Raw genomic sequence first — 24,943 nt, 5'->3', positions numbered from 1 at the left:
GGTTATCGTTTTGTATTTGCTCGTTCTTTTCGTTCCCAAAGGCTTAAATGCATGTATGGATCGAAAGCCCATTCGGTATAGCCATTGTCTTTATACATGCCGAAATGTAAGTGAGGCGGGAACTTTCCAGCTGTACCAGGAGGACCATAACCAGTACTACCGACAAATCCGATTACTTTTCCTGGTTCGACAATTTGTCCGAGCTGTATTTCTTTAGAGAACCCGCCTAAATGAGCGTAATAGTGGTAATTATTATGAAGGTCACGAATACCAATGCGCCATCCACCAAGACGATTCCATCCTTTTGTTTCAATAACGCCATAGCAAGTTGATCGTACTGGTACGCCATATCCAGCAAAAATATCGGTTCCTTCATGAATCCTCCTGCCGCCAAAACTTCTACCAGCACCAAAAGTACTACGATAGCTATGGTCACTGCGAATAGGGAGGGGAAAAGCATTTCCTTCTAAATTAATGCGTCCATAATGTTTATAAATTCGGGCGTATTCTGTAATCAATTCAACTGTTTTTGCACGTCTATAATATTCCCAAAGCATAATGTTAATATGTTCTTCTGACGTTCCTTGTTTCTTTAAAATAGTTGCTGCTGTATGCAGAAGATCACGGTCGTTATTTGCATTTGCAAATCCATCTTTGTCACCATCTAAACCCATTCCGCCAAATAGAGAAATCGTATGGGGGAGAGTATCAGTACTATTAACAGGTCCAGCCCATATTTCAGGTTTGAAATAAAGGGAAATGATGGCATCTGGTTTTTTCGGAATATCTTTTCTTACGCTCCGTATGTTTCTTTCGTATTGATCCATTGCAGCTAAGTAATACCACGGAATACTTGAAGATTGCTCAGTTTCTTTATATAGTGCCATGCGCTTTTCATATATGCTTTGCTGATTATCTTCACCGTAAGCGATGTTTTGGTGGAGAAGAAAGCAAATCGAAAGCAAAAGAGAAATTTTTCGAAGCATGAAATAGACTCCTTTCACAACATCACTCTTTTTAGTGTGGGATATACGGAGTATTTCATTATAGGGAACGATTGGAAAAAATCTTAGAATCTTCATTTGAGCAAATCGCTTTCATACGTTAGAATAGATATGTTACATTGAAAGAAGCGAACACGGTAAACTATTTCATATTGTGCGGAGTTGATAACCATGACAAAACAAACAGAGTATAAGCGCAAGCCCGAATGGTTGAAAATTAAGTTAAACACGAATGAAAACTATACAGGCTTAAAGAAAATGATGCGTTCTAAAAATCTTCATACAGTTTGTGAAGAGGCGAAATGTCCGAATATTCATGAATGCTGGGCTGTAAGGAAAACAGCAACATTTATGATCTTAGGTGCGGTTTGTACACGTGCTTGTCGTTTTTGTGCGGTTAAAACAGGCTTGCCAACTGAGCTTGATTTACAAGAGCCAGAACGCGTAGCGGATTCTGTAGTACAAATGGGCTTAAAGCACGTTGTTATAACAGCGGTTGCACGTGATGATTTAAAGGACGGCGGAGCAGCTGTTTTTGCTGAAACAGTACGCGCTGTACGTCGTGAAAATCCATTCACGTCAATCGAAGTATTACCATCTGATATGGGTGGGGTAGAAGAAAACTTAAAAATGTTAATGGATGCAAAACCAGATATTTTGAACCATAACATTGAAACAGTACGTCGATTATCTAACCGAGTTCGCGCTAGAGCAAAATATGACCGTTCATTAGAGTTTTTACGTCGAGCAAAAGAAATGCAGCCTGATATTCCAACTAAATCGAGCATTATGCTGGGATTAGGTGAAACGAGAGAAGATTTAATTGAAGCAATGGATGACTTACGTGCAAACAATGTGGATATTTTAACTCTTGGACAATACCTACAACCATCTAAGAAGCATTTACCAGTTCTTAAATATTACCCACCAGCAGAATTTGCAGAGCTTAAAGAAATTGCACTTAGCAAAGGATTTAGCCACTGTGAAGCTGGCCCACTTGTGCGTTCTTCTTACCATGCGGACGAGCAAGTACGTTCTGCAAAAGAAAAAACAGCAGAAGCGAAATAAAGAAAAAGGAGAGCTAATATTAGCTCTCCTTTTTCTTATACTCTAAAACAGTATTTTGACACGTTGATAAAATTCTTTTTAATTCTTCTGTGGATAATTCAATTGTAAATTCAGGTACACCAGGTGTGATTAAAACTTTCTTGTAAGTATAAATCGAACTGTCCACAATAATCGTTACATCTTGTGAATAACCGAAAGGAGCTACACATCCTGGTATGCAACCAGTCTCTTCTCTTAGCTCATCAGGAGAACAGAGAGATAAGCTCTCTCCTGTTATTTCTTTCATCTCTCCTCGGTTGAGGCGAGTTCCCTCTAACGTAAAGAATACGTAATACGCCCCGGCTTTTGATTTTAAAAATAGGCTTTTACTTGGAGTGCCTTGTAAGCCGAGCCTTTCACGAACGATGCGATCAGTCTCATAGTCAAGTACTGGTTCGTGTTCAAATTTTTCATAAGAAGCATTTGTTTTATGTAGTAAAGAAAGTACGTCTTCGTACATATTGAATGATACCCCTCTCTATTGTTAGTACAGTCTCTTCTCGCGGTGTCAACTGAATGTATTGGAAAGGGATATTACTTGGATGGCGCTTCCCATAATCGTTTTATGATAGATTGTTCATCAAGTGTAATTTCATAAATATCAGGATTCGTTAAAGTTTTCCATTCGTCAAAGCCAATAGTATGATCAAAGTGCTTTAAAATTAATGTGAGTAAGTTGCCGTGTGTAACGAGTAATGTTGTGTCATGCTCTAGTGTTAAAACTTCCTGAATAAGTGAGGTGGCGCGATCCATCGCTTGTTTTGTTGACTCTCCGCCCGAAAAGGCAATATCTATATTGGTAAAAGTGTATTCTAGTTTTTGAAGCCAATCATCCATTGAAACAGTGCTTAATATGCGTTCTGCTAACCGTTCATCTTCTTGAATAGATAAATTAGCTTGGAGGGCATATGGCCGAATAGAATCGATAGCTCGGACAAATGGGCTTGAAATAATATGATCTATTTGTAGATGATTTTCCATGAGGAATGTAGCAACGGTGTTTGATTGGTCTCTTCCTATGTTTGTTAATTCGGCATTACGCTCTTGTCCAGTTGCTGAACAATGCCTGATTACAATAATTTTCTTCATATTTCATCCCCATCTTTCAAGTTGACGATATATACTTCGACAAATGTGGAAAAAATTCCTTTTTCTTGGAAAGGGCATAGTGATCTAAGTCTGTGGAAAAGTAATGTGGATAAATCAAAATTTGAGGTGCAATTATGAAAAAAATGATATGTATTGTATTCAGTGTTTGTTTTCTCATACAATTGTCCACAGCATATGCACAATCCAATCAAGAATTAGAATATCCGAGCAATCAAAATAAATCGTTTGTGAATGAAGATCTATTTTATGAACAATTAGATAAGAAGGTTTATAAGGAATACAAAAATGCAACATATAGCGTTCGTAAAAAAATCTTATTCAAAGAAGTACAAGATGCAGAATTTACCTTCCGACAAAAAACAGCTGTCGGCTGTCGAAGTAGAGTGGTGCTTCAAGATTCGTTTATTCATCCTGATCGCCAAGTTTATTTTTTTGGATCCTTTTCTCAAGATGAAGTAGATGAGTTGCATAAATATATAGTTATAGATGCAGAAACAAAGAAGGAACTTCGAGGTGGCCGAAGTTATCACTGTTACGAAAATCCACATAAAAAATCAACCACCAATTTTGGTGGTTGATTTTTTACTCTGCTGTACTCACTAATTTCTCTTTCATTTTTCGAATAAGAACGAAAGCACCAATCGCGAAGAGAAGAGTAATTCCTTCTGCTACAAAGATGTTAATCATTTTTGTTTGGTAAAGTGCTGCGAAAAAGTCTACAAGTGCGTGGAATAGTATAGCGTATACGAGGAAAATGTATTTCTTTTGTTTTACCGCGTATACGACAAGCATTGTGAAGGCAATTTGCAGTACTAATGCCATAATTCTTTCTAGGCTACCAAGTAAGTAAAAATAGGCAGGTTGCTCTATTAACAAGTCCTTGATATGGCTCAACTGTGGGTATTGTTCAACCATTTGAGCGAAGCTACCATTGTTAATAGATGTTGCAAAGGTAAGAGTTTGAAGCCCAGCGAATCCGCCGACTAAAATCGATTCAATACCGCCGTGTCCAATTCCGTACGCAAGACCGTCCTTATAATCTCGATATTTTTTCAGTAAGTAGTAAAAGGCAACGAAACGACCTAGTTCTTCAAAAATACCAGCAGTCAACCCACCATATATTGCGAAAATAAATGGGTTTTCTAAAATTGGACCTATTGTTGGATTACCACGCATGAATAATTGGAATGGTGTTTCGAGAATTTGGGTAAACCCGATAAAGATAAGGACACCAACGCCAACTATTTTCAAATTAATATTATATTTCTTACGTAAATAAACGAGTACAATAATTGGGACCAGAACCGAAACAACGAGTTGAATTATGATACTGGCAATTACAGTATTTGAAACCATACTTTCACCGCTTTCTAATGTATGTACATATATATTATGCATGAAATGTAGGAGAATGTGGAGAGATGAATCTTTCAAATACAAAATGAAATTTTTATTGACTCTAACGTTGCGTCATACTTTATCGTATGTATTAAGGGGGAGATACGCATGACAATGAGGGTAAAAGAAGTAGCTAATTTAGTTGGAATTAGTGTGCGCACACTGCATCATTACGATGAAATTGGGTTGTTAACCCCAGATGAGACGACAGAGTCTGGATATCGTCTGTATTCCAATGAAAATTTAGAAACGTTGCAGCAAATTTTATTTTTTAAAGAGCTTGGCTTCCCTTTAAAGAAGATTAAGGAGATTATCATGAGTCCTTCATTCGACCGTGAAGAGGCATTACAGCTTCATAAGAAAATGCTTCTTGAAAAGCGGGCTAGATTGGATAAAGTGATAGCGACGATTAATAAAACAATTCAGCATACAAAAGGAGAGATTGAGATGACGAATAAAGAGAAATTTGAAGGATTTGATTTTAGTCATAATCCGTATGAAGAAGAAGCACGTGAACGATGGGGAGATGAGGCTGTAGATAAAGCGAATAAAACAGCGAAGGGTATGTCTACAGAGAAACAGGAGGAGTTTAATACTATTTACAGAAAGCTAGCAACACTTCGAAATGGAGCACCGGATTCTAAAGAGGCGCAAGAAGCAATCGGGGTATGGTACGATTACTTGCAAAACTTCGGTGAATATTCATTAGAGGCCTTTAAGGGACTCGGTCAAATGTATGTTGCTGATGAGCGCTTTACGAAAAATATTGATAAGTTTGGCGGGGGATTAGCGCAGTTTATGTGTGATGCGATGGAGGTTTATGCGAATCGTAAGAAATAGTAAAAAGGTGGATGTTTTCTCCACCTTTTTATTTTTTTATCATATTATTTAAAGTTTGATCCCCCGTATTATTCAAATGAGGATTTTTGCTCATTTCACGTTTTAACATATCAAGACTTTGTTCATATTCTTTATCGTTTAAGCTACCAGATTGGAGACCTTGAATTTGAGAAATCAACTTTTGGTTTGTTGATACATATGCTTTATAATAGCGAGGGACGATGGACAAAGCTGTTTTATATACTTGATCTGTTACGAGTTTCGGATCCGTTGTGTTTGCACGGTATACAACGAACACTTCGTCGTCGGTAACGAGTGTAGCGGCATTGGTGACGTCAGGAAGTTTGACTGTCATGCTCGTAATCATTTCGGCGACTTTCTCACGGTTAATAGCGCCTACTTGCTTGTTAGATACTTCATGCTTCTGTTTAGAAGAATAACCGACTCTCGTGAGTCTTGTATTTGTGTTTTCCGTATGATACATGTCGTTTTTGTTGGAAACAAGAACACGACTTCCTTCTTCACGCTCCATTTCGGCTTTATTAGTTGATTGGCAGCCTGCAAATAAGGAAAGAGTGAGAAGAGAGAGGATAATTTGCTTTTTCACGATGTATCACCTCCTTCTCCATAGCATGCACTAATTTTCAATTTTTTGTATTTGAAATTGTTGGTTGTTATGCTTTGTGATACGATAAAAAGAAGAATGCTTAGAGAGGAAGTTCATAATGGAGCAAAAGCAAGAGATTCATACTACGGTGAGCGTTAATAATGTTCAGTACGAAGTAATTAAAAACTTTCGTGACGGTTTTAGTGAAGAAGCACTTAAAGAGCGCTATGCAGAAATTTTAAATAAATATGATTATATCGTTGGAGACTGGGGTTATGAACAACTTAGATTGCGTGGATTCTTTGATGATAGTAATCAACGTTCGACATATGATACGAAAATTAGTACTTTATCGGAGTATTTATACGAGTACTGTAACTTCGGTTGTGCACACTTTGTATTACGAAAAGTGAAGAAATAAAAAAATCCTCTTACGATTGTAAGAGGATTTTTTCATAGCAGTTATACCAATTATGAGGAGGCTGTTTACTTTTGAAATAAACAGCACCTCGGCAAATATAATTATTTTTTTCATATAGGCTTAATGAAATGGGATTACCTGTAAAACAATCTAGGCGTATTCCAGTGTAGGTGTTTTGTGTTGCTTCGTTTTCCCAAAAGGATAATAGTACTTTACTATATCCTTTGCCTTGCGCGAGCGGATGGATGACAAAAGAGTGGACGATAAGAAAGTGTCCTTCTGTTTCTGACCAGTCAATTAATTTGTATTCTGGAGACTCTGCTTCGTTTAAGACGACGGCGCCGACAAGTACTTGGTCTTGGAATAGACAATACAATTCGGCTTGTTCTAGATGATAGGAAATGTGTTCTCGCGTCGGATAAGAATCATCCCATTGATAAATTTTGTTCTGTAAGAGTGCTTCTTTACATTCTGCATACATCACATCTAATTCGTCCAATAAATCAATTGTGCCTTTTCTTATTTTTAGCATAATCGTCTCCTTTATAAACAAATTGAGATGAAATCACCTTCAGTGAGTGTTGTGTTTGGTTTCAGGTGTCGTCCGTTTAACTGAATACGACCATTTTTAATTTTATCCACAATGGCAGCGCGGCTCCAATCTGAAATATATGTGGATAATGCTTTATCAATTCGGTGGGAACCAAAAACTATGTCTAATACGATTGTTATTTCGGCTATACCACTTTCTTTGTATTGTGTAATGGAAATGGTAGTACTTGTTTCAGTTTGTTCTTGCTGAGCCATATCGACAGTTTCGACATGATCAGTAAATGATTTATAAATGTGGAGCTTTTGATTCCACGTATGATTTTTCGGACATTTATAAATTGCAAATCGGTATATGTTTTTTCCATTTGCGTTATGCCTGCGAATGTTCGTATCAGTAAAAAGGGTAGTGCGCCTACAATTTTTACAATATCTTTCGATTGTGGATAACTCGTTTTCATATAAACTCCAAGAAAGTTGTACTTTCTGCATTTTCCTTCACCTCTTATATTAGTGGCAAAGGAACTTGAGACTCCCACGACTAAAGTCGCAAGCCCGAATCCTTACGGAGTTACGGGTGGGATTCTTGAATGACTAAGCGTTCGCAGTCCATTTCTGTTTTGAACAGCCTTCAAGATGAGGGCATCTCATTGCCTCTCCTAAACCAGACCATATAGGTGCTTAGGCTGATTGACTATTACCATCAATCACAGTTGCGTAGCGAATATTCATCGCTCCAACGATATCGCGATGTGTCTCAAATCCACATTGACACTTGTATTTTCTATCCCGCGCCTTGTTCTTTTCAGAACATTTGGGACAACTTTGACTTGTATAAGCTGGATTCACATATTCAACCTGAATACCAGCTAGCATTGCTTTATACGAAATAAATTGTGACAAACGATAGAATGACCAAGTGTGCAGGTTTTTTTCGTTTTTACGGCTTGTTCTTGCCGTCTGTCTTATATTCGTTAGTTGTTCTAATCGAATGACAGAAATATGATTATCCACCGCAAAATCAATGATTTCACGACTTATTTTGTGGTCTTTATCTTGCATCCATCTCTGCTCTTTATCATCTAATCGTCGAATGGCATTCAATTTTTTGTCTTTTCCTAACTTCTTACGGACACTACGAAACTTACGCTTCTTATATTTGTTGTGTCTACCATTTCCAAAGAAGCGAACCTTATCATCATCTGTGATTGCTACCGCAGGGACTTTGAGGCCTAGGTCTATCCCTAAAACTTTTGTTCCTACTCTTTCATTTGTAGGAAGTGTGACAGATATTTGGGCCATCCACTTATTTGATTTCTTTATGATACGAAGTGTACCTAACTTATGCTTTAACAAATCCAAATTGCGATTGTTTTTATCGATTAATAAAGCGCGTATCTTTAAACGAGTTGACTTTCCATGTATCATCAAAGGGACTGAAATATAATTGTAATCAAATGAATAATTTTGATTGTTCCATACGCAAACAGGCCTCTTTAGAATCGGAATAATTTTATAATTGCTTTTCTTTACTTTTGTAGCAAACAAACTTTTCGCGTCTTTAATCGCTTGATTCTTCACCGCACTTGGGATATTCGCTTCAATATCTTTTGTGCTTTTCTTCGTACTTTTCTTTGCTTCAATCATTTCTGATACAAGTGTATTTATAACTTTAATATATTCGTGGCTACTTTGTTCCAATAAACGGATTTGTTCTTTTGTTGGAATCAATTTCACTTTCACTGTTAGGGTCTGTGACATACATTTCATCCCCTTATTTTTTGATTTCCATCATCGTTCATTTGATACATTTCTAGCAATAAAAACAAAATAAGAACGTGTCCATAAACTTTGCAACTGCATACGATGAGGAGCTTCTTCTCTCAAACGATTTGATGCCACTTTTTTATTTTTAGGACTAAGTGTTGGAGTATATTTAAAAACAAATGAATGTGTTTATTATCGTAATTACTTATTTATGGAAAATTACAACAGGAATAAGCCCGAAGAAACTACATATACTTTGACGTTCCTTCTATCTATTCTTAATTATAACATAGAGGTTGGAAAATTCTGAATAATAACAATGAAAAAACACCAGCTATTTTAGCTGGTGTATAAGATAAATTATATAAGTTCAAATAAAAATGAGCGTAATTCTTCTGCATTTTCTTCAGACATAGAAAATGCATGCTCTAAGTAGCCTGGTTCGTTTAAATCGTCAGGACCGATGATAGCAAATTTGTTGCTCTGCATATCAAGGACTATCGTTTTACCGTAATGACGATCGGAGTATAGAAGCGCTAAATCATGACGCTCATTTTCCCCCAGAAAGCTAACGAAACGAGTTTTTGTAGCGACAGTATCGTCGTACAGAAAGAAACGTTCTTCCATACACATGGCTCCTTTATTAAATATCTAAGTTTAAGTGTGGTTTATGGTCTAAATGGTGGTGTGTTTTAATAAATCGTACCGTTCTTGTTTTGTAACGCATAACGATAGAATATGTTTCAGCTAAATCGCCACCTAGGAATTTCACGCCGTCTAATAACTCACCAGCAGATACACCTGTTGCTGAGAAGATTGCGTCATCACCAGATACTAAGTCATCTAACATAAGAAGTTGACGAGGATCTTCTAATCCCATTTCACGACAACGAGCTTCTTCTTCTTCGTTCATTGGAACTAAGCGAGCTTGCATTTCACCTTCAAGGCATTTTAATGCTGCTGCAGAAATAACGCCTTCTGGAGCTCCGCCTACACCTACGAATAAGTCGATACCTGTTCCAGGTAAAGCTGTAGCGATTGATGCACCAACATCTCCATCACCAAATAATTTTACGCGTGCACCTTTTGCACGAACACGGTCAATAATATCTTGATGACGTTCACGTTCTTGGATGATAACCGTTAGGTCACGAATTTTTTTATTGTTTGCTTCTGCTACAATATCAATTGTTTTTTCAATTGGATCATCTAAGCTAATTTTACCAGCTGCTTTTGGACCAACCGCGATTTTTTCCATGTACATATCCGGAGCATGAAGAAGGTTTCCTTTATCTGCGATTGCGATAACTGCCATTGCATTTGCAAGGCCTTTCGCAACGATGTTTGTACCTTCTAACGGGTCAACGGCGATATCTACTTCTGGACCGTTACCTGTTCCTAGTTCTTCACCAATATACAACATCGGTGCTTCATCAAGTTCTCCTTCACCGATTACAACTGTACCTGCCATGTTTACTGAATCGAACATATCACGCATAGCTGTAGTTGCTGCATCATCTGCTTCGTTTTTCTTTCCGCGGCCCATCCACTGTGCGGATGCTAAGGCTGCTGCTTCTGTTACACGGACAATTTCTAGTGCGAGTTCACGTTCCAAGGTTGCATTCCTCCAATTTCAAAAATCATACAAATATAACTATAACAAATAACGAGGAAAAGGTGAATTCGAAAAATTGTCGATTTTTTCAGAAGAAAGCGTTACAATTAAAATGTAAATGCTTTAATTTCCAGGTAGGTGACATTCATGTACTTCGTAGACAGAAAGAAAATAGAACAAATGCTAGTATGTTTAGAACGAGCAACAAATACATTTCAAGAGAAAAAGACATATGAAACCGAGTTTGAATTTTACGCATTAGAGCGCATGGCGCATCTTATTATCGATTGTATATTAGATGTAGGGAATGCGATGATTGATGGATTTATTATGCGCGATCCAGGAAGTTACGAAGATATTATTGATATTTTAATGGACGAGAGAGTTATAAGTGGAGAAGAGGGAGCGCATATTAAAGAAATTATTCTTCTTCGAAAAATGCTTACGCAAGATTATATTCAAATGAATCATGATGAATTATATAAGACGATTCAAAAACATATCGCCGTGGTAGAGAAATACCCAGCGAATATTCACAGTTATTTAGAAAAGGAATTAGGGCCTGTATCTGCATTTGTACCAGAATAATTGTGCTTATAAGATCCCCGGGGATTCCTTTGGGGATCTTATATTGTATATGAGAAAAGGGAGAAGGGCGAGTTATGGGGCAAGCACGTACGACGAAAGAAGAGATTGTACAATTGTTGAAGGTAAAGGGCGAGCATACTGTAGCAGAATTAGCCGCAGCTTTAGAAATTACGGAAATGGCAATTCGAAGGCATTTAAGTAATCTTGAGAAAGATGAGCTAATTTATTCAAAGATGGTAAGGCAGCATGTTGGACGACCAACATATTTGTATGGATTAAGTCAAAAGGGAGAAGATACATTCCCGAAAGAGTATAAGCAGTTTGCTATTGAAATACTAGATGATTTAGCTCGAATGGGCGATGAAAAAATGCTTCGTTACGTTTTACAAGCGAGAACGAAACGAATGGAAGAGCAGTTGCAAAAGAAGATAAGTAATCAAAGTAATTTAGCGTATAAAGTACAGGAAATAGCTGCTATGCAAGAGAAAAATGGTTATATGGTTCAAATAAAGAGAGATGGGGAGCGCTCTTTCATACTTGAAAAGCAAAACTGTCCGTTAAAGGAAATAGCGGAGAAATTCCCGCAAGTGTGTGAAGATGAAAAAGATATGTACAAGCGATTATTTGTAGATGCAAATGTGAAGACGTTAACGAACATGTGTGAAGGCGATTGTAATTGCTCGTATCAAATAAAAGAGAAAAAATGAACGTTATGGGACGCTTTAGGGTAAAGCGTTTTTTTCTTTTGAAAAAGGGGTTAATATAAGAGTGGTATGATAGGTGAGAACGTTAGCATAGAAGGAGAGAAAAATAGATGTATAAAGGTTATTTAATTGACTTAGACGGTACGATGTATCGCGGAGAAGAACAAATTGAAGAAGCAAGCGACTTCGTAAAAGCATTAGGAGAACGTGGTATTCCATATTTATTCGTTACAAATAACTCAACTCGTAAACCAGAACAAGTTGCAGAAAAACTTGTTCGTTTCGATATTCCAGCGAAAGCGGAGCAAGTATTCACAACGAGCATGGCTACAGCGAACTTTATTTATGAGCGTAAACAAGATGCAACTGTATATATGATTGGTGAAGAGGGCTTACATGCTGCTCTTGTGGAAAAAGGATTTGAAATTGTGGATGAAAATCCTGATTTCGTCGTTGTTGGATTAGATCGCGACATCACATATGAAAAGTTAGCAAAAGCATGTCTTGCTGTGCGTAACGGTGCAACGTTTATTTCAACAAATGGGGATATCGCAATTCCGACCGAGCGCGGATTATTACCGGGTAACGGTTCATTAACATCAGTTGTAGCAGTATCAACAGGTGTGGATCCAATCTTTATTGGAAAACCAGAATCAATCATTATGGAACAAGCGTTAAAAGTGCTTGGCGTAGGAAAAGAAGAAGCTTTAATGGTTGGGGATAACTACGATACAGATATTTTAGCGGGGATAAATGCTGGTATGCATACCCTTATTGTCCACACTGGAGTAACAACTGTGGAGAAGTTAACAGAATATGAAGTACAACCGACGCAAGTTGTGCATAACTTGACGGAGTGGATTGAGAAGATGTAATGAAATGCAGGTAACCGGAAGAGGTTGCCTGTTTTTTTATGCATAATTGCATATGTACTATAGGTATATAAAATGTAAAATTTACATGTAATGATATAAAAGGGAGGGAATAAGAGTGTACTGGATGTCATGCATTATGTTTGTTTTTACATTATGTGTTTTGTTCTTTGTTCTATGGAAGATATATAAAATAAATGAAATGAAAAAAAGCGCGGGAAAACTTATTGCAACATATCCTCGGGTGAAGCGACGTTGGATTGCATTACTTGGACCAGCGTACTTCATCGGGCAATGTATGTATATATATGCTCAGTACATAAGTGGTGATATTGGTACAGTTGAACAGTTTCTCGTTCAGTTAGGTATTCATGCTGTAGCAAGTTGTTTTATGACTTTAATAGCTATCCATCTTATTAAAAGTGTACAAATATATGACAAAGGTGTAATAGACGGATTAAACTTTTATTCATACGAAGAATTAAAAGGCTATAAAACATCAACATGGGAAAATCCAAAAGAAAATATATTTTTATATCGCGGGCGAGAAAAAATGAATGACAATGTAAATTTACTTATTAGACAGGAAGATATGAATGAATTAGAAAGTATACTTCAAAGATATATTCCGAAATTGATGATGAAATAAAAAACTCCGGTTGTTATAACCGGAGTTTTTTATTAAAATGCACGATTCACAACGTCTTTAACTTCTTCAAGATATTGTTTACGCACACTGTCATCCACAGAAGGAACACTTGTATAGAATGTATGCTCAAGTGTTTCAATGCCTGTAAATTCAAAAATACCAACATCCGCTGTTTTCTTCATTGCGTCAAACATACCGCCTGCTGTGTATGCTTCTTTCGTATTACCCATTGTAGATAATAACAATCCTTTTTTACCGCTTAATAACTTTTCAATGCCACTTTCACCGTAAGCATAAGCGAAGCCGTGGCTAAATACACGGTCAACGTATCCTTTTAAAATAGCAGGAAGTCCTGCCCACCAAACGGGGTAAATGAATGTAATGCTATCAGCCCAAGAGATATGCTCTTGTTCTTCTTTGATATCTTCTGGTGTATTTCCTTGAGAAAATGAGATGAAATCGGAAGCACCTAATACTGGATTGAAATTTAATTCGTATAGATCACGAACGCGTACTTCATGCCCTTTTCCTTCTAATTCACTTTTTACAGTTTCTAAAATTGCATGGTTGAAGCTTTCTGTATTCGGGTGTGCATAAACGATCACATGTTTCATTGTTCGTCCTCCTAATTGTGGATATGTGAATAGTTTTTATATATCCGTGTAACTATTATGGTTACTTCCGTTGCGAGAGTCAACTTTTCTGACGTGAGAAATAAAGTGAAATTTTAATCGGTGGGGGGTGTCCATCCCGCACTGATTATCTGCTCACACTAATCGGGCACTTACTGCCGGTTAATATAAATGTTAGTATGTGACAAAAAAATACAAAATAGTAGGGATTTTGCATTTTCGAATAGAATATATAGATTGGTAAATAGAGAGAAAAGGGGATATCGGGATGAATATTATTGAAATTGAAGGGTTAGAAAAATCGTTTGATATTGGGGATAGTAAAGTAAAGATCTTAAAAGATATTAATGTTCAAATTCAAAAAGGTGACTTTGTTTGTATTATGGGGGCAAGTGGATCGGGTAAAACGACTTTACTTCAGCTGTTAGGTGGATTAGATATTCCATCGGTAGGTAGTATTCGAGTTGATGGTACGGAGATTTCAACATTAAAAGAAAAAGAGCTCGCTTTATTTAGAAGGCATAAAATCGGTTTTATTTTTCAGCAGTTTAATTTAATTCCAGTGTTTAATGCGGAGGAAAATGTAGGTCTGCCTTTACTATTAGATAATGTTTCGCAAAAGAAGGCAACGGTGACAGCAAATCGTTTATTAGAGCTCGTTGGATTGAAAGGAAAAGAAAAGCATTTACCAGCACAGTTATCAGGTGGGCAACAGCAAAGGGTTGCGATAGCAAGAGCTTTTGCAAATGAGCCAGCCATTATATTAGCGGATGAACCAACAGGGGCATTAGATTCAGAAAATAGCAAAAATATAATCGCGGCCCTTCGTAATGCATGCGATGAGTTAGGACAAACGGCTGTCATTGTAACGCACGATCCATTCGTAGCAGCCCATGCAGATAAAGTTGTTTTCTTACTAGATGGTGAAGTGATTCACGAACATGCAGAGAGTAAAGGATGGAAATTCCGTAATATTCAGCAGCAAGTTACTCACATTCAAGAAATTATGAATCATCACTTTAAAGTAGGAGGTAAAGGTGATGCGCTGGGTAATTAAGTATGCGGTGAAATCGATGAAACAAAATTGGTTGCGAAATATGTTGATTGCCCTCGGTGCAGCTTTAGGTGTTATGTTAGCGACGATGTTATTACTAGGTAATCAATCAGTAGAGCAAAGTGTGAAGGAACAAGTAGTAAGTCGGTATGGAGATTATAATTTACAATTTGGCTATATAAAAAATGATATGTATTTAAATAATGAAAGTTTAAAAGGAATAGATGGCTTAGAAAATGCTGAAAAAATATCAAAAGCACTTATACCGTATCCTTTTCCACATTATAAAGAATTATCGGGAAAGCCATCTTATTGGGGTGTTGAGCAAGATTCTCCAGAAATGCATTCTTATAAAATATTAGAAGGACGATATCCGAAAGAAGGTGCTGAAGTAGCACTGACAAAAGGGTATACAGATCGTGAAAATATACGGGTAGGAGATACGATTAAACTGCCATTCCCGCAGCATGGTGAAAAGGCTGTGAAAGTTGTCGGTATTTTAAATCCACCGTTAATGGCGTCAATGGGGCATAGTGCTTATTTTCCAATCCATTGGCTTCAAAAAGAATTAAATTTACCAAATCAATTCAATCTCGTTCAAGTGAAAGTACAAGATGTAAATATGAAAAAAGCAATTGCTTTTGATGTACATAAAAAGATTGAAAATATAAAGGTGGACCAACGTACTTATGTAGATAAGGCATTTGAACGACTAAATGTAATGAAGCCATTAATTTTTAGTTTAGGTGGTATTGCCTTATTTGTTGTAGCCCTTTTAATAATGGGAAGTTTCTTCTTATCTGTCAGAAGTCGATTTAAGCAATGGGCATTATTACGTGCACTTGGTAGTAATCCAAATCAAATTATATTAGTCGTTTTATTAGAGGCTTTATGTATTGGGGCAATCGGATCACTAGCAGGAGTTATTCTTGGAGCAGGTACGCAAAAAATCGCCGCATCATTTATTAATAAATGGGTGAATATTGAGGGTGCAGGGAAAGAATCATTCTCGATTTCAGGCGAGATTTTACTCATTACGTTTTTACTAGGAATTGTTATGTCTATCATAGGGGCTATTATACCAGCCTTCATGGTTAGAAAGATTCCACCAGTTCAAGCGCTTAGGCCAGGTCTTCCTAGTAATGAGAAAAAAGAAAAAAGGTGGAGTGCTTTTAGTTGTAGCATTTTAATCATTGGTACTGTTATTGGACTAACGGGTAACGTATTAGAGCGGTATATCGGTTTTAATCCAAGTGCGATAGGTGCGCTGTTATTTGCGGTCGGTTTGTTATTTGCGATTCCGTTATTTATTCGGATGATAGCACCAGTGATTGCAAAACCACTTCAAATGATATTACGAATTGAAACGACGATTAGTAGCCGAAATGTAATTCGTTATCGGAATAAGGCAGCTGTGTCTGTTGCTATACTAGCATTTGGTTTTATGTTAGCACTTGTTGGAACAATGTATATAAACTCTATTTACGAGGGCATGAAAGATGGGTTACAAAAACATTTACCAGCTGATTTAGTAATAAGAATTCCAATAGAGTCGCAAAGTACTGAAGTATTACCATTTAGTTGGATGGAGAAGGTTAAAAAAATTGATGGTGTAGAAGAGAGCGTAGCAAATGTTACTGACTTTACAGCGAAGCTTATAAATTATGATTTTAAAAAAGCGGATCAAGAGTGGTATGAAAATGTGAGGAAAGATGATTTTGAATATGATGTGATAGAGGTTGTGGGGAATGATATTGTTGCTTATCAAAAAGTAACAAAAGCGAAAGTGATTACAGGACGAGATTTAAATAAGCCATTACAAGATGGTGAGGGAGTCGTTACGAAGAGAACTGCTAAAACATTAGGGATTCAGTTGCATGATACGATTGAAGTACAAGGAAAAGGGAAAGAAAAACAAACGATTAAAGTCGTTTCGATTATTGAGCAAGGATTAAGGGGAAGAGGATTAGACATTTTCGTAAATGAACAATGGGCTCGTGATAAGTTTCACGTGCAAGGATATGAAGCAATTCAAGTTATGACAAATTCTAATCAATCATTTGAAGAGATTAAGAAGCAAGTAAAACAAATTACAAATAATAAAGAGAACGTAGAAGTTATTAATAGCCATGATTTATTAAAAGAACAGGAGCAGTTATTATCGCAAATGATGATGTTAATTCGCTTGTTAGTTGTAATTGTTTTCATTATTTCTGGTATAGGGTTAATGAATGCGATTGTCTCAAGTTTACATGAAAGACGTGCTGAAATTAGTATGATTCGTGCGGTAGGAGCTATTCCGAAGCAAATGAGACGGATTGTTTTATTAGAGGGAACTTTACTTGGAGCGATAGCTGGTTGTATTGGCATTTTTGGTGGGATTTTGTTTAGTTATATTGTGTTATCAAGCTTAGATCTAACGGTTATTATCATTCCGTATAATCAAGTTTTCATGTTAGCTCTAGCTAGTCTAGTGCTCGGAGCGGGAGCGGCAATGATTGCTTCATTACAATTAAGAAAGTTCAAATTAAGTGATACTTTAAAGGAATTATCGGCATAAAAGATTGCTATATCCCGCTCATACAAAGTACAAAGAAGACGAATAAAATGATAACAATACCGATACCGAAGTTAAATACGAGAGTACTATCCATATATGTAACCTCCTTGTTTGAAAGTAAAAAGCACTCTGGCTGGAGTGCTTTTTATTATCCGAATCTGTCGCAACGAACGCCGCAACATATAGAAAGGGAATAATGCGTTTAAAGAGTTATATTAATTTATGCATTTATTTTGTAAATGAGCAGGTCCTTCTCAGGTATAGAAAAAAAGACACTCTTTCGAGTGTCTTTCATGATGACAACATGTGCCAATTGCTTGAATTTGATAAGACGTTAATTTTCCGGTTAACGGTCTTTCTTAATCAAGAAGTGTAACAACAGCGATTCAAATAAATTTTAGCATTTTTTAAATGGGTGTGCGCATGCAATTATGCATATTGTAATTAGAGGGAAATTGAATGTGAAAAATGAATGAGTAAATATATATAGAATATTTGATGAGGAGCGAGAGGAATGGAAATACATAAATTAACAGAGGAAGAAGCGAATGAGATAAATATGTGGACGTATGAGGAACCGTACAATTTATATAGTTTTTCAGGAGAGGCTGAAGGAATAGAAGAGTTGCTAGATGGGACGTATTACGGTTGTTGTGATGAGAAGGGAGAATTTATCGGCTATTTTTGTTTTGGAGAAAATGCACAAGTTCCAGGCGGAAGAGATGCCAATTTATATGCGGGAGAAGATGTTGTAGATATCGGACTTGGAATGAAGCCAGATTTAACAGGGAAAGGGATGGGGGAAATATTTTTTCAAGCGGGAATAGCATTTGCTACTGAGGAATTGAATTCGAAAATGTTTCGACTGAGTGTAGCGACATTTAATGAGAGAGCGATTAGGCTATATAAAAATATTGGATTTCAAGTAGGCCCTTTTTTTTGGAGCCGTGGAAGAGAGTTTATGCTTATGGAATATGAAAGGCCGTCAGTATGAAACTGACGGCCTAGACACGTTACTCTGAATGCTCAGCACGGTGCGCTAAACGGCTTGAAGCAGCGGCAGCGATTCCGCCAACGATATCATCAAGGAATGTGTGCACCTTTCCAGTTGATTTATCATTTAAGTATTCTAAAATACCTGGTTTTAATTTATCGATATATCCAAAGTTCGTGAAACCGATAGAACCGTACACGTTAACGATAGAAAGCGCGATGACTTCATCAATGCCATATAGTCCTTCATCGCGTTTTACGATATCTTGTAACGGCGCGCTTAACATTCCCTTTTCAGCAAGGACATCAAGTTCAATGCCTGTAATAAGTGCGTTTTGTACTTCTCGTTTTGATAGTACACGCTCAACGTTATAGCGACATTCTGACATCTCTAAATTTGCATGGTATTTCTTTTGAAGAAAATGAACAAGTTCAGCAATATCGTCAATTGTTACACCGCGTTCTTGTAATAGTTGTAATGCTCTTTCTTGTAGTTGATTTGAGTCTTTCATGTTTATCACCTTTTTTTCTTTTTAGTATTTGTATACGTTTCGTTGCTTTATCATGTGCATAGGAATGAAAGGCGAGCACAAGCTCATATATATAAAGAAAAACCATAGGTGGCGACTGCGATGATTCAGCATATTTATGAGCATTATCACATGCATGTTAAAGAATTAATCCCCCTTGGCCCCTATAAAAGCTTTTGGATTCGCAACAAAATTTATGTACTTGTTCCAATTGGAGAAATGGAGGAAGAAGTACTTGTAGAGATGAAAAAGCTCAGTGATTATATGAACCAGCAAGGGGATATAACTGTTGCGACTTTCGTTCCGACTATACACGGCTACCATGTAAGTGAGATAGAAGAAAAAAATTACTGCTTATTAAAAGGTATGCGTATGTTAGAGCGACATGCTACATCATTAGGAAGTGAGCTTTCTATATTCCATAAACGTGGTGCATTCTTTCCAGAAGAAGTTGAGCAATTAAGCCGCATTGGCGAATGGAAAGCATTATGGGAAAAAAGGCTCGACCAATTAGAAAGATTTTGGCAATCGCAAGTGATGAACCATCCTTCAGACGTATTCGATCAATTGTTTATTGAATCCTTCCCGTATTACTTAGGAGTTGCAGAAAATGCAATCCAATATGTTGTCGATACAGAAATGGACGATACACCACAAATAACTGACGCAGCAACAATTTGCCAAGAACGATTTACACCTCTATTATGGCATCAAACGAAGCGCTTAAAACTTCCTTTTGATTGGGTATATGATCACCCAAGTAGGGATATAGCAGAATGTATTCGCTATATGATGATAGAAAAAAAGAAAGATTGGGAGCAAACGGTAGTTCAATTCATTACAGACTATGAACGTAATTATTCGCTCTCTTCATTTGGTTGGCGCTTATTATTCGCAAGGCTTCTGTTCCCGCTTCACTACTTTGAAACGGTTGAACGATATTATCAAACAGGAAACGAAGAACAAAAAGGCATCTATAGAGCTCGTTTAGAAATCATTTTACATGATGTGAAGCGCACTGAGCAATTTATGAATCATTTTTACGAGTCATTTCGTTTACCAGTTGATAAGTTAGGCATTAGGAAATTAGATTGGCTATCTTAAAAGTATAAAAAAGAGGCCAATTGAGGTCTCTTTTTTATACCACAACAGATACCCGTGTCTATCTTTATATAATAAGAAGCTATGCTCCTACTTTTTGATCTGTACATATAGTTAAAATAATGTGGTGTCTTTCAATTTTTTCATTTACCTTTTTTAATAATTCTTGTTGTATTTCTTTAAATAAAAATTGATAGCTCGTATTCCATGTCGGTATAACGGGTGAAAGACTTAATAAATATTCTTTTTTCTGTTCTAATTCTTGAATTGTTACAAAAGTACTCCCTATTTTTGGCATACGTCGTCCCCCTATGTTTTTCGCTTTATATGTGTGAACGATTCACTATATATTAATTATCGCATTTTTTGAGAAGGATTTCCAATTTTGTTTTATGATGTTAATAGTGTAGGGGAGTATGTCTTGTTTGCGTACAAAAAAAGAGACCAAATTTGGTCTCTTTTCTTAGAAGTAGCTTTGAACGAGCCACTTCTGCTTTTAGATGTTATCCAGCTCCAGCGGCTAAAATGTTCGGTGGCTTCGCTTCTTCCGCCGAGGCAAAAAGCGCCTCTATGTCAGAAGCTCCATCCCCCTCACATTTTGAACGAGCCGCTTCCGCTTTTAAATTAAAATACTTGTTCTACTTCAATAACGCCTGGTACTTCTTCAAGTAGTGCGCGTTCGATACCAGCTTTTAGTGTGATTGTAGAACTTGGGCAGCTTCCGCATGCACCCATAAGGCGTAGTTTTACGATACCTTCTTCAATGTCTACTAATTCAACGTCTCCGCCATCGCGAAGTAAGAATGGACGTAATTTATCTAATACTTCTAATACTTGTTCTTGCATATGTGGGTTTTCCATTTTTATCGACTCCTTTCATCAGTTTTATTATAATCAAGATAGAGGGGAAAATCTATTTTTTCTGTTCTTGTTTTATTGTCGAAATATTTTATCATGTGTACAACGTGTTTTTTCAGTATAGGGGTATGGAATAAGTTTGTAAAATGATGTGCTTATGCAATAAGACATCTGAATATACTGTTAGAACGAGAAGTGGGGGAGAAGAAATGGTTAATGTTCAAGTGTATGGGACGAAAGTAATTTGTGCGAGCTGCGTTGGAATGCCATCTTCAACAGAAACGTTTGAGTGGTTACAAGCGGCGATTGGTCGTAAATATGAAGGACAAGAAAATAAATTTAAGTTTGAGTATATTGATTTTCAAGAAGAACAAGAAGATGAAGATAAAAAAACATTCGCAGAGCGAGTAGTGGAGGAAGATTTATTTTATCCAGTCGTTCTTGTAAATGGAGAAATTGTTGGAGAAGGAAATCCTCGTTTGAAGGATGTTTACGAAGAAATCGAGAAATATTTATAAATCAGGAAGCCTTTGCGAATCTGCGAAGGCTTTTTTTATTGGAGGGATCGACGTGGAGAATGGAATAAAACATGCTTTACCAGGAGAAGTGAAACAGTTAATGGAGCAGTACATAGTAGAATTAAAAGAAATTTTTTCGGATGAAAAAATAGTCGGGGTATACATTTACGGATCAATCGCGCTAGGAGCATTTCATATAGAAACGAGCGATGTGGATTTTGTTACGGTAATAAGTGATTCCGTGAATAAAGCTGAAAAACAGCAAATTATAGAGCTACATAAAAAACTTAGGAAAAGTACGTTAGGTAAAAGAATGGATGGTATGTATATTCCGCTTGATGACTTAGGGAGATACAATCATGAAATCAATGAGTACGTGTATTGTGCAGATGGTAAGGCTGATATTGGTCATTGGGATATTAACGCGGTAACATGGTGGACATTGAAAAACCAAGGCATTACAGTTATCGGGAAAGAAGCAGAAGACCTTCCCTTTCAAATAAAATGGGACGATGTAGTAAATACAATGAAATATAACGTAGAACATTACTGGCTTGAAAAAGCGAAGCGTCCTTATTTATTTTTCATAGAAGAATGGGTAGAATCAGCTGTCGTTACGATGGGACGTATTTTATATACGTTAGATCATAAAACAATCGTTTCAAAAGATAGAGGATTGCAATACATGTTGGAACTTTACTCTCATAAGTGGGAGCCTTTATTAAGAGAAGTAGAGCGAATACGGCATAATCCAAAGGAAAAGCGAAAGCTCTCTAGTTGGAGACGGGCTGATATGACGAAGAGGTATTTGCTTAGTGTGATTGAGGAGTGTAGGCGAAAGTGGTAGGTGAATAGTAAAAGCATCCTTTGTATGAAGGGTGCTTTTACTATTTTTATATAATGAAAAAGTACTTTACAAGAAATGAGAAGTCGAAAGACAATATTAAAAAACATATATATACGGGGGAAGAGAATGAGTAAATATAACTTTCATATAAGTAAAGAACAACTATGGAAAGGATGTATTTTAAGATCGATTGCAGATGCAATTTTTGTAGCACATGCTCCTGATTTCTCACATGAAAGTTCGTGGGATGGTTTTAACTATAGTGTGCAAGATAGTCAAGGCGGAAGAGGTACAATTACCTTTCATCCGAAGTACACAATCGTATGTCTTCAAGATGTGAATAGTGAGCGAATTGACGAGTGGATTGATGCGGCAAATTATTTTGAAGGGGCGCCTCCGGAAGTAGTAGACATTGCTAAAGAGGAAGCACTCCAATACTTACTAGAAGAGGTAGAGGGGGAAACAGTGCTTTTCATTACGACAGCATTTTGGATTGATGATAACGGTGCATATTCAATCGATTCATTTGAAGAGATGGAAGAGAACGGTGGATTCTTATTAGAAATCCCAATGCTTGATACGAAATCAGCAATTGAAAGGTTGGAAGAAGAGTATGAACTGACAGAGGAACAAATCAATCTTTTACAATTAGTGTATGAGAGAAAAATTCAAAATCCAACCGAGGAAATTACGTTGTCTAAAGAGGAGGTAGCGATGATTGGAACAAATGATAGCGAAGGGTTGGAAGAGAGTAAAGAGTCGTTTGAAGAAATGAATATTACTTGGGAGTTGTAGGGAGGATATAAAAGGGGACTAAATATGTAGAACTGTGATAAAAAACTAGTAGAAAACAAATTGTGTTTTCTACTAGTTTTTTCATATGAAGCCCACATTTGAACCTAATCGAAAATGATAGAAAAATAATACGAAATATGGGAAGTTTCATGTGAAACATTTTTTATTATAAAATATGTAAAATGTTTAACTTAGTGTATTAAATGCATCATTCATAAGTATTTTAATATATTTAAAAGTAAAATGAAATATGAAACCGATAATTGTCGGAATATATTCGATTTCCGTTCATTTTTGTGAAATATATGTACTTTTTGTTAGATTCCTTCGATTTGTGCATATACAATAAAATTATATCGAAATAAGAGAAGGATGATGTACGTGAAGGAAACTGTTTTACAAGAAACCATCTCCCAGCAAGAACTACATAAAGGTGTTCGAAAGAATACAGCATATTACGATTTTAAGTGGGGACAAGTGAACAATCCCGAGAAAGAAAATACGTGGAATTGGGTAGCATTTATCTTCCCGCACTTTTGGTTAGCTTATCGTAAAATGTATCAGTTATTTATTATACTTACGTTATTAGCGGTACCTACTTTAATTACAGCTACTTTTATTGATATACCAATGTGGATAGATTTTATAATATATGTGGGGACGATGCTGTTTACTGGATGGCAAGGGAATCGATTGTATTATAAGCATGTTATCCGTATTTTACATAAGGCAGAAGATGTGCCTGATTATAAGAAAGAGTATTATTTACAATCAAAAGGCGGCGCTCATATCGGGCTTATGATTGGTTTACAAGCAATAGTAATTGCGGTATTTGGCGTGATAAGTTTCGGTTTAGCACATTTACCGACTGAATCTAATATTAAAAACGTTGTTCGCTTAAGTCTTGAAGGAGAGGCTTTAGAGTCTATCACAGACAAACCAAATTGGAAGTACGTTAAAAAAGAAAAAGATTATGACGTAGTAGAATTTACTGGTTATGATTATGAAGAAAAGAAAAATGTGAAAATTAAATTCGCTGTATATTTAAATGATGATTACTTTGAATGGCAAGAAATTTATTTAAATAATAAAAAGTTAAGTGAAGAAGAAGCAGAAGAGTATCAAATTTACGTTGAAGAAAATATGTGGTTTTTCTAGAGAGAAACTCGTTTATTTGGAAAGGAAGAATCTTGTAAAGGTTCTTCTTTTGTTTATTGGGAGCGCCATACTAATTAAAATTTTGTAAAATACAATAAAAAATGAGAATTTGAGGTAGGCTTGTCAATAACGTGAGACTATGGCAGTATAAAGAAATGCTATACAAATTTTATTTATCGACATGTAAACATCAGAAGTGATTTTTACGTATAAATAATGAACGGAGGAAATGAATTTATGGCTACTTTACCAAATTGTCCAAAATGTAATTCAGAATATACGTATGAGGATGGCGTTCTTTTCGTATGTCCAGAATGTGCACATGAGTGGGGCAAAGAAGCAGAAGCTGAAAGTAATGATGGTGCCAAAGTTGTAAAAGATGCGAACGGAAACGTTCTTCAAGATGGCGATGCTGTTACTGTAATTAAAGATTTAAAAGTAAAAGGAACTTCTTCAGTTGTAAAGATTGGTACGAAAGTAAAGAGTATCCGTCTAGTTGAGGGAGATCACGATATTGATTGCAAAATCGACGGTTTCGGAGCTATGAAGTTAAAATCACAGTTCGTTAAGAAGGCGTAAGTAAATAAAAAGAGGAGGCGAGTAGCCTCCTCTTTTTTTATTGTCAGTTTTTGTCGGTAAATCGATATTTCTAATAGAATCGTTGAT

At 36.5% G+C, this 24,943-nt stretch carries 31 protein-coding genes and 1 pseudogene; 17 read left to right on the top strand and 15 right to left on the bottom strand.

The features are described 5' to 3' along the window. Positions 1-2: 2 nt before the first annotated feature. Positions 3-986: a M23 family metallopeptidase gene (locus MHB76_RS23745; protein ID WP_078173449.1), complete on the bottom strand. Its 984-nt coding sequence runs from the start codon at positions 984-986 to the stop codon at positions 3-5. 189 nt (positions 987-1,175) lie between these two features. Here MHB76_RS23745 and lipA point away from each other — a divergent pair, with 189 nt between their 5' ends. Beyond that, positions 1,176-2,072 (top strand): lipoyl synthase, encoded by an 897-nt coding sequence (lipA, locus tag MHB76_RS23740; RefSeq protein WP_078173450.1) that lies wholly within the window; start codon positions 1,176-1,178, stop codon positions 2,070-2,072. Positions 2,073-2,091: 19 nt separating this feature from the next. On the opposite strand, the gene MHB76_RS23735 is transcribed toward lipA, so the two are convergent. Next, a complete protein-coding gene (locus MHB76_RS23735; protein WP_078173451.1) occupies positions 2,092-2,571 on the bottom strand; it encodes a YbaK/EbsC family protein in 480 nt (159 codons plus the stop codon). A gap of 74 nt (positions 2,572-2,645) precedes the next feature. Next, on the bottom strand, positions 2,646-3,200 hold the full coding sequence (locus MHB76_RS23730) for a histidine phosphatase family protein (RefSeq protein WP_016106532.1): 555 nt from the start codon (positions 3,198-3,200) through the stop codon (positions 2,646-2,648). Between the two features lie 134 nt (positions 3,201-3,334). Between MHB76_RS23730 and MHB76_RS23725 the strand changes: the two genes are divergently transcribed. Continuing rightward, positions 3,335-3,799 (top strand): hypothetical protein, encoded by a 465-nt coding sequence (locus tag MHB76_RS23725; RefSeq protein WP_078173452.1) that lies wholly within the window; start codon positions 3,335-3,337, stop codon positions 3,797-3,799. A gap of 4 nt (positions 3,800-3,803) precedes the next feature. Here MHB76_RS23725 and MHB76_RS23720 read toward each other — a convergent pair whose 3' ends face one another. Further along, the gene (locus MHB76_RS23720; RefSeq protein ID WP_078173453.1) at positions 3,804-4,619 is read right to left on the bottom strand and encodes a YhfC family intramembrane metalloprotease; all 816 of its coding nucleotides are present in this window, start codon (positions 4,617-4,619) and stop codon (positions 3,804-3,806) included. 108 nt (positions 4,620-4,727) lie between these two features. On the opposite strand from MHB76_RS23720, the gene MHB76_RS23715 reads away from it, so the two are divergent. Next, positions 4,728-5,459, top strand: a complete 732-nt coding sequence (locus MHB76_RS23715) for a MerR family transcriptional regulator (RefSeq protein ID WP_078173454.1) — start codon at positions 4,728-4,730, stop codon at positions 5,457-5,459. 28 nt (positions 5,460-5,487) lie between these two features. Here the strand turns inward: MHB76_RS23715 and MHB76_RS23710 are convergent, their stop codons facing one another. After that, the gene (locus MHB76_RS23710) at positions 5,488-6,066 is read right to left on the bottom strand and encodes a YhcN/YlaJ family sporulation lipoprotein (protein ID WP_002112644.1); all 579 of its coding nucleotides are present in this window, start codon (positions 6,064-6,066) and stop codon (positions 5,488-5,490) included. A 118-nt stretch (positions 6,067-6,184) separates the two neighbouring features. Between MHB76_RS23710 and MHB76_RS23705 the strand changes: the two genes are divergently transcribed. Next, entirely contained in the window at positions 6,185-6,487 is a 303-nt protein-coding gene (locus MHB76_RS23705; RefSeq protein WP_002015914.1) for a YutD family protein, read from the top strand. A gap of 10 nt (positions 6,488-6,497) precedes the next feature. Here MHB76_RS23705 and MHB76_RS23700 read toward each other — a convergent pair whose 3' ends face one another. The 6 genes and pseudogenes from MHB76_RS23700 to glpX all read right to left on the bottom strand — a co-directional run bounded on the left by MHB76_RS23700 (position 6,498) and on the right by glpX (position 10,418). Beyond that, the gene (locus tag MHB76_RS23700) at positions 6,498-7,019 is read right to left on the bottom strand and encodes a GNAT family N-acetyltransferase (RefSeq protein WP_078173455.1); all 522 of its coding nucleotides are present in this window, start codon (positions 7,017-7,019) and stop codon (positions 6,498-6,500) included. A gap of 11 nt (positions 7,020-7,030) precedes the next feature. After that, the gene (locus tag MHB76_RS23695; protein WP_078173456.1) at positions 7,031-7,528 is read right to left on the bottom strand and encodes a cytoplasmic protein; all 498 of its coding nucleotides are present in this window, start codon (positions 7,526-7,528) and stop codon (positions 7,031-7,033) included. A 189-nt stretch (positions 7,529-7,717) separates the two neighbouring features. Then, on the bottom strand, positions 7,718-8,797 hold the full coding sequence (locus MHB76_RS23690; RefSeq protein WP_078173457.1) for an RNA-guided endonuclease InsQ/TnpB family protein: 1,080 nt from the start codon (positions 8,795-8,797) through the stop codon (positions 7,718-7,720). Between the two features lie 30 nt (positions 8,798-8,827). After that, positions 8,828-9,000 (bottom strand): annotated as a pseudogene (locus MHB76_RS23685) (transposase); the annotation flags it as partial. A 163-nt stretch (positions 9,001-9,163) separates the two neighbouring features. After that, positions 9,164-9,430, bottom strand: coding sequence for a DUF3055 domain-containing protein (locus tag MHB76_RS23680; RefSeq protein ID WP_002112635.1), 267 nt, complete (start codon positions 9,428-9,430; stop codon positions 9,164-9,166). 16 nt (positions 9,431-9,446) lie between these two features. Next, positions 9,447-10,418, bottom strand: a complete 972-nt coding sequence (gene glpX, locus MHB76_RS23675; RefSeq protein WP_002015911.1) for a class II fructose-bisphosphatase — start codon at positions 10,416-10,418, stop codon at positions 9,447-9,449. 147 nt (positions 10,419-10,565) lie between these two features. On the opposite strand from glpX, the gene MHB76_RS23670 reads away from it, so the two are divergent. From MHB76_RS23670 to MHB76_RS23655, 4 genes are all read left to right on the top strand, one after another. Next, entirely contained in the window at positions 10,566-11,006 is a 441-nt protein-coding gene (locus MHB76_RS23670; protein WP_002015910.1) for a DUF86 domain-containing protein, read from the top strand. A 74-nt stretch (positions 11,007-11,080) separates the two neighbouring features. Then, entirely contained in the window at positions 11,081-11,713 is a 633-nt protein-coding gene (locus MHB76_RS23665; RefSeq protein WP_078173458.1) for a helix-turn-helix transcriptional regulator, read from the top strand. A 107-nt stretch (positions 11,714-11,820) separates the two neighbouring features. Next, complete coding sequence (locus MHB76_RS23660) at positions 11,821-12,585, top strand: TIGR01457 family HAD-type hydrolase (RefSeq protein WP_002112633.1); 765 nt, start codon at positions 11,821-11,823, stop codon at positions 12,583-12,585. Between the two features lie 115 nt (positions 12,586-12,700). Then, complete coding sequence (locus tag MHB76_RS23655; RefSeq protein ID WP_002112632.1) at positions 12,701-13,231, top strand: hypothetical protein; 531 nt, start codon at positions 12,701-12,703, stop codon at positions 13,229-13,231. 32 nt (positions 13,232-13,263) lie between these two features. Here the strand turns inward: MHB76_RS23655 and MHB76_RS23650 are convergent, their stop codons facing one another. Beyond that, complete coding sequence (locus MHB76_RS23650; protein ID WP_016106522.1) at positions 13,264-13,845, bottom strand: NAD(P)H-dependent oxidoreductase; 582 nt, start codon at positions 13,843-13,845, stop codon at positions 13,264-13,266. A gap of 286 nt (positions 13,846-14,131) precedes the next feature. On the opposite strand from MHB76_RS23650, the gene MHB76_RS23645 reads away from it, so the two are divergent. The 3 genes from MHB76_RS23645 to MHB76_RS23635 all read left to right on the top strand — a co-directional run bounded on the left by MHB76_RS23645 (position 14,132) and on the right by MHB76_RS23635 (position 18,471). Further along, positions 14,132-14,920: an ABC transporter ATP-binding protein gene (locus tag MHB76_RS23645; RefSeq protein WP_002112630.1), complete on the top strand. Its 789-nt coding sequence runs from the start codon at positions 14,132-14,134 to the stop codon at positions 14,918-14,920. Beyond that, the gene (locus MHB76_RS23640) at positions 14,904-17,477 is read left to right on the top strand and encodes an FtsX-like permease family protein (RefSeq protein ID WP_002112629.1); all 2,574 of its coding nucleotides are present in this window, start codon (positions 14,904-14,906) and stop codon (positions 17,475-17,477) included. The genes MHB76_RS23645 and MHB76_RS23640 overlap by 17 nt, the downstream gene beginning before the upstream one ends. A 514-nt stretch (positions 17,478-17,991) precedes the next feature. Continuing rightward, entirely contained in the window at positions 17,992-18,471 is a 480-nt protein-coding gene (locus tag MHB76_RS23635) for a GNAT family N-acetyltransferase (protein WP_070140084.1), read from the top strand. 19 nt (positions 18,472-18,490) lie between these two features. Here MHB76_RS23635 and MHB76_RS23630 read toward each other — a convergent pair whose 3' ends face one another. Beyond that, complete coding sequence (locus MHB76_RS23630; protein WP_002089340.1) at positions 18,491-18,982, bottom strand: phosphatidylglycerophosphatase A family protein; 492 nt, start codon at positions 18,980-18,982, stop codon at positions 18,491-18,493. A 120-nt stretch (positions 18,983-19,102) separates the two neighbouring features. On the opposite strand from MHB76_RS23630, the gene yutH reads away from it, so the two are divergent. Further along, positions 19,103-20,104, top strand: a complete 1,002-nt coding sequence (gene yutH / locus MHB76_RS23625; RefSeq protein WP_002198965.1) for a spore coat putative kinase YutH — start codon at positions 19,103-19,105, stop codon at positions 20,102-20,104. A gap of 79 nt (positions 20,105-20,183) precedes the next feature. Here the strand turns inward: yutH and MHB76_RS23620 are convergent, their stop codons facing one another. Then, positions 20,184-20,399 (bottom strand): hypothetical protein, encoded by a 216-nt coding sequence (locus MHB76_RS23620; protein ID WP_002068096.1) that lies wholly within the window; start codon positions 20,397-20,399, stop codon positions 20,184-20,186. A 326-nt stretch (positions 20,400-20,725) separates the two neighbouring features. Further along, positions 20,726-20,962: a NifU family protein gene (locus MHB76_RS23615; RefSeq protein WP_000431159.1), complete on the bottom strand. Its 237-nt coding sequence runs from the start codon at positions 20,960-20,962 to the stop codon at positions 20,726-20,728. A 206-nt stretch (positions 20,963-21,168) separates the two neighbouring features. Here MHB76_RS23615 and MHB76_RS23610 point away from each other — a divergent pair, with 206 nt between their 5' ends. The 5 genes from MHB76_RS23610 (at position 21,169) to phnA (ending at position 24,856) form a co-directional block, all read left to right on the top strand. Continuing rightward, the gene (locus MHB76_RS23610; RefSeq protein ID WP_002198966.1) at positions 21,169-21,477 is read left to right on the top strand and encodes a YuzD family protein; all 309 of its coding nucleotides are present in this window, start codon (positions 21,169-21,171) and stop codon (positions 21,475-21,477) included. 52 nt (positions 21,478-21,529) lie between these two features. Next, positions 21,530-22,324: a nucleotidyltransferase domain-containing protein gene (locus MHB76_RS23605; protein WP_078173476.1), complete on the top strand. Its 795-nt coding sequence runs from the start codon at positions 21,530-21,532 to the stop codon at positions 22,322-22,324. A 126-nt stretch (positions 22,325-22,450) separates the two neighbouring features. Further along, a complete protein-coding gene (locus tag MHB76_RS23600) occupies positions 22,451-23,119 on the top strand; it encodes a hypothetical protein (protein WP_078173461.1) in 669 nt (222 codons plus the stop codon). A gap of 372 nt (positions 23,120-23,491) precedes the next feature. Beyond that, complete coding sequence (locus MHB76_RS23595; RefSeq protein WP_176107962.1) at positions 23,492-24,277, top strand: DUF2628 domain-containing protein; 786 nt, start codon at positions 23,492-23,494, stop codon at positions 24,275-24,277. Positions 24,278-24,514: 237 nt separating this feature from the next. Beyond that, positions 24,515-24,856: an alkylphosphonate utilization operon protein PhnA gene (gene phnA, locus MHB76_RS23590; protein WP_002160019.1), complete on the top strand. Its 342-nt coding sequence runs from the start codon at positions 24,515-24,517 to the stop codon at positions 24,854-24,856. The last annotated feature ends 87 nt before the right edge of the window (positions 24,857-24,943 follow it).

The organism is Bacillus sp. FSL M7-1345, from assembly GCF_038006985.1.
Taxonomy (GTDB): Bacteria; Bacillota; Bacilli; order Bacillales; family Bacillaceae_G; genus Bacillus_A; species Bacillus_A cereus_U.
Note: the sequence above shows the minus strand (reverse complement) of the source record. Positions and strands in the feature narration are given on the sequence as shown.

Coding starts and splice junctions, on each gene's coding strand:
- lipA (WP_078173450.1), top strand. CDS start 1,176: ATGACAAAACAAACAGAGTATAAGCGCAAGCCCGAATGGTTGAAAATT.
- MHB76_RS23635 (WP_070140084.1), top strand. CDS start 17,992: ATGGAAATACATAAATTAACAGAGGAAGAAGCGAATGAGATAAATATG.
- MHB76_RS23695 (WP_078173456.1), bottom strand. CDS start 7,528: ATGCAGAAAGTACAACTTTCTTGGAGTTTATATGAAAACGAGTTATCC.
- MHB76_RS23630 (WP_002089340.1), bottom strand. CDS start 18,982: ATGAAAGACTCAAATCAACTACAAGAAAGAGCATTACAACTATTACAA.
- MHB76_RS23600 (WP_078173461.1), top strand. CDS start 22,451: ATGAGTAAATATAACTTTCATATAAGTAAAGAACAACTATGGAAAGGA.
- MHB76_RS23725 (WP_078173452.1), top strand. CDS start 3,335: ATGAAAAAAATGATATGTATTGTATTCAGTGTTTGTTTTCTCATACAA.
- MHB76_RS23730 (WP_016106532.1), bottom strand. CDS start 3,200: ATGAAGAAAATTATTGTAATCAGGCATTGTTCAGCAACTGGACAAGAG.
- MHB76_RS23650 (WP_016106522.1), bottom strand. CDS start 13,845: ATGAAACATGTGATCGTTTATGCACACCCGAATACAGAAAGCTTCAAC.
- MHB76_RS23620 (WP_002068096.1), bottom strand. CDS start 20,399: ATGCCAAAAATAGGGAGTACTTTTGTAACAATTCAAGAATTAGAACAG.
- MHB76_RS23660 (WP_002112633.1), top strand. CDS start 11,821: ATGTATAAAGGTTATTTAATTGACTTAGACGGTACGATGTATCGCGGA.
- MHB76_RS23715 (WP_078173454.1), top strand. CDS start 4,728: ATGACAATGAGGGTAAAAGAAGTAGCTAATTTAGTTGGAATTAGTGTG.
- MHB76_RS23700 (WP_078173455.1), bottom strand. CDS start 7,019: ATGCTAAAAATAAGAAAAGGCACAATTGATTTATTGGACGAATTAGAT.
- MHB76_RS23705 (WP_002015914.1), top strand. CDS start 6,185: ATGGAGCAAAAGCAAGAGATTCATACTACGGTGAGCGTTAATAATGTT.
- MHB76_RS23745 (WP_078173449.1), bottom strand. CDS start 986: ATGCTTCGAAAAATTTCTCTTTTGCTTTCGATTTGCTTTCTTCTCCAC.
- MHB76_RS23665 (WP_078173458.1), top strand. CDS start 11,081: ATGGGGCAAGCACGTACGACGAAAGAAGAGATTGTACAATTGTTGAAG.
- phnA (WP_002160019.1), top strand. CDS start 24,515: ATGGCTACTTTACCAAATTGTCCAAAATGTAATTCAGAATATACGTAT.
- MHB76_RS23615 (WP_000431159.1), bottom strand. CDS start 20,962: ATGGAAAACCCACATATGCAAGAACAAGTATTAGAAGTATTAGATAAA.
- MHB76_RS23690 (WP_078173457.1), bottom strand. CDS start 8,797: ATGTCACAGACCCTAACAGTGAAAGTGAAATTGATTCCAACAAAAGAA.
- MHB76_RS23610 (WP_002198966.1), top strand. CDS start 21,169: ATGGTTAATGTTCAAGTGTATGGGACGAAAGTAATTTGTGCGAGCTGC.
- yutH (WP_002198965.1), top strand. CDS start 19,103: ATGATTCAGCATATTTATGAGCATTATCACATGCATGTTAAAGAATTA.
- MHB76_RS23670 (WP_002015910.1), top strand. CDS start 10,566: ATGTACTTCGTAGACAGAAAGAAAATAGAACAAATGCTAGTATGTTTA.
- MHB76_RS23640 (WP_002112629.1), top strand. CDS start 14,904: ATGCGCTGGGTAATTAAGTATGCGGTGAAATCGATGAAACAAAATTGG.
- MHB76_RS23595 (WP_176107962.1), top strand. CDS start 23,492: ATGATGTACGTGAAGGAAACTGTTTTACAAGAAACCATCTCCCAGCAA.
- MHB76_RS23680 (WP_002112635.1), bottom strand. CDS start 9,430: ATGGAAGAACGTTTCTTTCTGTACGACGATACTGTCGCTACAAAAACT.
- MHB76_RS23735 (WP_078173451.1), bottom strand. CDS start 2,571: ATGTACGAAGACGTACTTTCTTTACTACATAAAACAAATGCTTCTTAT.
- MHB76_RS23645 (WP_002112630.1), top strand. CDS start 14,132: ATGAATATTATTGAAATTGAAGGGTTAGAAAAATCGTTTGATATTGGG.
- MHB76_RS23720 (WP_078173453.1), bottom strand. CDS start 4,619: ATGCATAATATATATGTACATACATTAGAAAGCGGTGAAAGTATGGTT.